Here is a 5289-nt window from a genome sequence, read left to right on the forward strand (position 1 = left end):
GGCCTGAAGCAGCCCGTCCTCAGTTGAACCAGAGCGCAAACGTCAAAAACCCGCCGCCGCCGAACTGGCGCTGGATCTGGTCGAAATCGTCGCTGGTCACGAGTTCGCCGCTTTCGAGGTAGGGCGCGATGGCCGGGCCGGTGATCGACAGCACCAGATCGAAGTTTTTCGGGTCATCGAAGAAGCGCTTCATGTTGATTCCTAGGCCTGTGCCGGCGGTGACGCGGAAATGCGGCAGCAGCTTGCGGCCTTCCAGGAGATCCTCGGCCATGGTCAGGGCGGCGAGCCAGGCCTGAACCTGCTCCTCGCCGACTTCGAGGCCGGTGAGCGGGTTCTCGCCCTTCTGCTGCGGGCCAGGCAGCCATTCGCGGTCATTGTCGGTCTCGGCGCGGATCGCCTTCCAGTCCTCGCGCGACAGCCGGATCATTTCCAGCAAATGGCGGCGCGCTGCTTGACGGCGCTCCGGCTCGATCACCGGCCAGTTGATGAGATGCACCATCGAGATGAAATCGGCGATGCGCCATTCCGAGGAGAAGATGCTCGAGCCCATGTCGCCGGCCGGCGGCACCAGAATATCCTGCAACGGCAGCTTGGCGCGCGGGAACAGCATGTGGAACGAGCCGTCGAAGGTGCTCCTGAAATCATGCGCAAGCCAGAAATCGGCCTGCGCCATCAGGAACTCGGCATAGCCCTGCAGCCAGTATCCGTCGGCGCGGTCGAAACGGAAGGTGAGCGTGGGAACGGCATCGTCCGATGTAATGCCGCCGCGTGACAACCCGGCAATGATCGCCGCCATGCTCTCGTCCGGCGCGATGGTGCCGTCCTCGTTGAGGTCGATGCCCGCGCGGGTGAGATCGATGACCATGCCGATATCGGCATCGGGCGGCACCGACGCAAACGTGGCGGCGGATTTCTCCAGCCGGTCGCGGAACCCGACCAGGATGGCGCGGAACTGCTCGTAAGTCAGCGGCTCGGGATTGGGATTATCGGGCACCGGCAACCGCATCAGCGGCAGCATGAAGGATTGCGGGCTTTCGAAACCATGACGGTGCAGGCCGGTGGCCAGGATCTCCAGTGCGGTGAAGAACTCGCCCGCCCCGGCCGCATAGGCGGATGCCGGGTCTTTTGGCGCGGCGGCCTCAAGTACCGACAGGGCAGTGTCGCGCGCGGCCACGCTCTTCGCCTCGAACAGTCGGGTAGCCGCTTCGGGCATTGCCGCCGACGCGGAAGACAGCGGCAGGAGCAAAATGAAAGCGGATGTCAGCAGGCCTGCCAGTCGTGTCATCTTTTCCCCCCAATATTTGTCGCGCCGCGCAGATATACACCATTTGCAACGCTGCGCTTCAACCCGCCGCGAGGACGGTTTACACAGGGCAAACAATTGGGCATCGCGTGTCGAACTATCCGCTTTCCTACAAGCTGTCCTGGCTGCCGCGTTTCCTCAAGCCATCGCTGGCCGGCGACGCGCAAGACTTTTCGCCCATGGCGGAAACGCTGATCGATTCAGCGCCAAGGCAGACAATGCGGCTGGCGTTCGTCGGCGACATCTCGGCGGTGGCCAATCGCGGTGCGCCGGACTGCGATCCGGCGATCAAGGCACTGCTTGGCGGCGCCGATCTGGTGATCGGCAATTGCGAAAGCCCTGTGGTGGATAGACCAAGCGCGGCGCTGGGCACAAGGCTCGGCACGCATCATGCGATGAGCGAGTTGTTTCTGGCCGAGGCGCTGGCGGCGGTTGGTATTGCGCGAGAAAGGCTCGTGCTGTCGCTGGCCAACAACCATGTGCTCGATCAGGGCGTCGCCGGTTTCGACGAGACGGTCGCGGCGTTGCTGCGGCTCGGCATCCGCACGATCGGCCTGGCCGCCGACGGTCCGGTTGTGCCGGTGCAGGTTGGATCGCTCAATGTAGGCTTTGCCGCCTTCACGCTGTGGCGCAACGCCGATGAAAAACTGTTTGCGGGGCGCGTTTCGATGGACAGCGATTCGGCGGGCTGGCCGCGCGCTGGCTTGGATCTTCTCTGCGCCGTGCCGCATTGGGACTGGGAGTTCCGGCATTTTCCGCGTGCCGAGACGCGAGTTCTGGCCAGGCGGCTGGCCGGGCAGGGCGTCGGACTGATCGCCGGCCATCACGCCCATGTCGTGCAGCCGGTGGAAAGGATCCACAAGACGGTGGTCGCTTATGGGCTCGGCGATTTCCTCGGCACCGCCTTCGCCCGCCAGCCATGGCCCGGTCGCATCGGTTCTATCCTCATTGTCGAAGTCAGTGCCGATGCCGGTACGTGCGGCACGATCGCATCTTACCAAATGCATCCCTTCATGCGCCTGCGCGCCGGCGACCGTGAGCGGCTGGTGGTGGTGGAGGCATTGGAGGGCCGAGTGCGTGACAAGGTCGAGGGGCGACTGAAAGCGGTCTTTCCTTAGTGCTGCAAGCGACGAGACGTTGCCTATGGGTCCAGGCTGGCGCATGCATTGTCTTTTGCGGCGCTGGTCGACCCCCACTCCGTCTCGGCTTCGCCGATCCACCTCTCCCCCGATCGACGGGGTAGAGGAAAGGCGCCAAGCTTTTGCCGTCAGCGCTCGTCCAGCAACGCTCCTTTCCTTTCCCTCCGGAGGGGGAAAGGTGGCGCTGCGAAGCAGCGACGGATTGGGGGAACCACGTGGTAATCAGGCGTGGACATTTGTTGAAGAGGCACTGCAGTCGATACATCGAACAAAACCAGCTATCATGAATTTGTCGAGGCTTGCGGGGGTAGCGGTGGAAACAGCGGATTTCATGCCGAGCGAAACGGTCATCGCCGGCATCCGGAAAGACATAGAGGCCTATGAAGCGGCGAGGGCCTCGGCGGTCCGGCAAGTGCGCTGGCGGGTGCCGGTGTTCGTGGGGCTGGTGCTGGTGGCCGTGGTGCTGGTCGCGTGGCTGTTCAACAAGGTCGCCGACCCCAACGAGCAATGGGTCTCGACGCCACATGTATTTCTCTATGTGATCGGCTTCGCGGCTTCGATCCTGCTCTATTTCCAGGCCAGGAAACCGGCGATGCGGCTGCAGCAATCGTTCCGCGAGACGCTGCTGCCGATCATCTTCGGCTTCATCGCCGACATGCGCTACCAGCATGGCGTGACGCCGAATTCATTCGACCGATTGCCGCGCACGGCGGTTGGTCCGTTCAACCGGCAGGCGTTCGACGACATCGTCGCGGGCCGCTACGAAGGGTTTCCGTTCGAACTCTACGAGGCGCATCTGCGGGAAGGGTCGGGCAAGGGCTCGTCGACCGCCTTCCAGGGCGTCATCGTCGCCTTCGAGACCATCGCGCCGTTCCCCGGCATATTGGTGGCGACGCGGCGGACCAATGCCGTCATCAGCTTCTTTCGCGGCATGTTCGCCAGCAAGCTGCAGGAACTGTCCAGTGGCGACGTGGCGCTTGATGCCGCCTACGAGTTCCGCACCGACAATCTCGGAGCGGCACAGCCGCTGGTGAGCGGCCGGCTGGCGCAGGCGCTGAAATGGCTTGGCGAAACCTGGCCGGACGATCCGGCCCGTGTCGCGCTCAATGGCAGCGATGGGTTCCTGCTGCTGCCGCAGACGAAGAACTTCTTCGAACTGCCGGATATTTCGGTGCCGCTCGATTACAGCACGCATGTCGCGCCGATGATATCAGACATGGGCGCGATGCTGGCGACGGCGGCACTTGTGCGCAAGATCGGCGCGAAGGACGAGGCGGGCTGAGCCGTCAGCCGTCGAAGCCGTATTTGTCACGCCTATAGTCCGCCTCTGACCATGAAACAAAATTTGTGTCGATGGTCGGTGAGCAGGCTGTTTCGTGATGCTGCTCGAGGTCGATTGCAGCGACCGCGTGGCGATCCAAAGCCGCCGTCACAATCGGCTAAGCGACTCTTTTCGCGGATAGAAGTGGGCATTGGAGGAGTCGAAGCGGTCTGAAATGATGTCGGCAACAAGCAATATGTCGGAATTAAGCCTATGATATTGTTTGCGAAAATTCACCCAACGTGATTTGCGGAGGGAGCGCTTTCCGTTCCAGTTTCAAGCCGTCCGGTGCTGTCGTTTCCCAAGGCGGCGGTCCGGAAAGTGAAACAGCACGGAGTGCTTACCAATGAAGAAGACCCTCGCAACCACCGCCGCTCTGCTCGCCTTCCTCGGCACCGCCTATGCCGCGACCGTTCAGGGCACCATCCAGGCCGTCGACCCGACGACCAAGTCGATCACCCTCGACGACGGCAAGATCTACCAGCTGTCGCCGGAGGCGACGATCGGGAAACTGAAGGTCGGCGCCAAGGTGGCTGTGACTGTCGATGACAAGACCGGCATCGTGACGTCGATCAAGAAGGCCTCGTAAGGCGAGAACATCGTGCGTCGGCAGACCTGCTGACCGGATTTTACAAGCCCTGTTCCACTCATGGCCGGTCCCTCCGGGGATCGGCCATTTTCATCCGTCGGCTCTCGATGCCGGGCGACCTGGATAAGGTCTTCCGGCTGGACCCCAGGGCCGGCCGGCGGAATGCTGTCCGGCGGCATCGCTATGGTTTTTGCCAAAAAGCCGCGCTATCCCTTGGCCAACGGGGGATATCATGGCCGACGAACAAAAAGGGTTTCGCCTGTCGCGGCGGTTGCTGCTGGGTGCGGCTGTCGTCGGCGGCGCGGTGCTGTGGGGCGGCAACACGGTGGCGCGGCTGGCGCGCGCGCCTTCGGGGCCGAAGAACGCAGGACGGATAGCCGATATAGACGGCTTCGCGCTGCCTCTGAAGCCGCTGGACAATGCGCCGGCCTTCGACGCGTCGCTGCCCTGGTCGGCAAAAGGCGGCGACATCAACGATGCCAGCGGCCTGTCGATGACGCCGGTTTACGGCGTCGTCGAGATCAGCGAGGACGAGCACATCGGCAATGCGCTGGCCTTCGCGCGTGCCAATGGCCTGAAAGTCTCACTGGCCGCCATCCGCCATTCGATGGGCGGGCATACCTTCGACGACAACGCGCTGGTGCTCGACCTCAGAAAGTTCAACAAAGTCACCGTCGATGCGGCGGCCAAGACCATGACCTTGCAGCCGGGCGCGCGCTGGCACGACATCCAGAACCTTCTGCATCCGCGCTTAGCGGTGAAGGCGATGCAGTCGACCGACATCTTCTCGGTCGGCGGCTCACTGTCGGTCAATGCGCACGGCATGGACCACCAGGCAGGCTCGGTGGCGGGCTCGATCCGCTCGATGCGAGTGATGCTGGCTGACGGCTCGGTGACCACCTGCTCGCCGACCGAGAACACCGATCTGTTCCGGCAC

Annotated in this window: 5 protein-coding genes; 4 read left to right on the top strand and 1 reads right to left on the bottom strand. The window is 63.1% G+C overall.

Features of this window, described 5'->3' with window-relative positions:
- Positions 1-19: 19 nt before the first annotated feature.
- Positions 20-1285 (bottom strand): hypothetical protein, encoded by a 1266-nt coding sequence (locus tag EN939_RS19700; protein WP_127269327.1) that lies wholly within the window; start codon positions 1283-1285, stop codon positions 20-22.
- Positions 1286-1392: 107 nt separating this feature from the next.
- Here EN939_RS19700 and EN939_RS19705 point away from each other — a divergent pair, with 107 nt between their 5' ends.
- The 4 genes from EN939_RS19705 to EN939_RS19720 form a co-directional block, all read left to right on the top strand.
- On the top strand, positions 1393-2421 hold the full coding sequence (locus EN939_RS19705) for a CapA family protein (RefSeq protein ID WP_127269328.1): 1029 nt from the start codon (positions 1393-1395) through the stop codon (positions 2419-2421).
- Between the two features lie 334 nt (positions 2422-2755).
- Positions 2756-3724, top strand: a complete 969-nt coding sequence (locus tag EN939_RS19710; protein WP_127269329.1) for a DUF3137 domain-containing protein — start codon at positions 2756-2758, stop codon at positions 3722-3724.
- 385 nt (positions 3725-4109) lie between these two features.
- Positions 4110-4352, top strand: a complete 243-nt coding sequence (locus EN939_RS19715; protein WP_013530037.1) for a DUF1344 domain-containing protein — start codon at positions 4110-4112, stop codon at positions 4350-4352.
- A gap of 232 nt (positions 4353-4584) precedes the next feature.
- Positions 4585-5289, top strand: a 705-nt coding sequence (locus tag EN939_RS19720) for an FAD-binding oxidoreductase (RefSeq protein ID WP_164751089.1), incomplete at its 3' end; no start/stop codon positions are given.

The sequence above is a fragment of the Mesorhizobium sp. M7A.F.Ca.CA.002.05.1.1 genome, assembly GCF_003998335.1.
Lineage (GTDB): Bacteria > Pseudomonadota > Alphaproteobacteria > Rhizobiales > Rhizobiaceae > Mesorhizobium.

Coding starts and splice junctions, on each gene's coding strand:
- EN939_RS19715 (WP_013530037.1), top strand. CDS start 4,110: ATGAAGAAGACCCTCGCAACCACCGCCGCTCTGCTCGCCTTCCTCGGC.
- EN939_RS19700 (WP_127269327.1), bottom strand. CDS start 1,285: ATGACACGACTGGCAGGCCTGCTGACATCCGCTTTCATTTTGCTCCTG.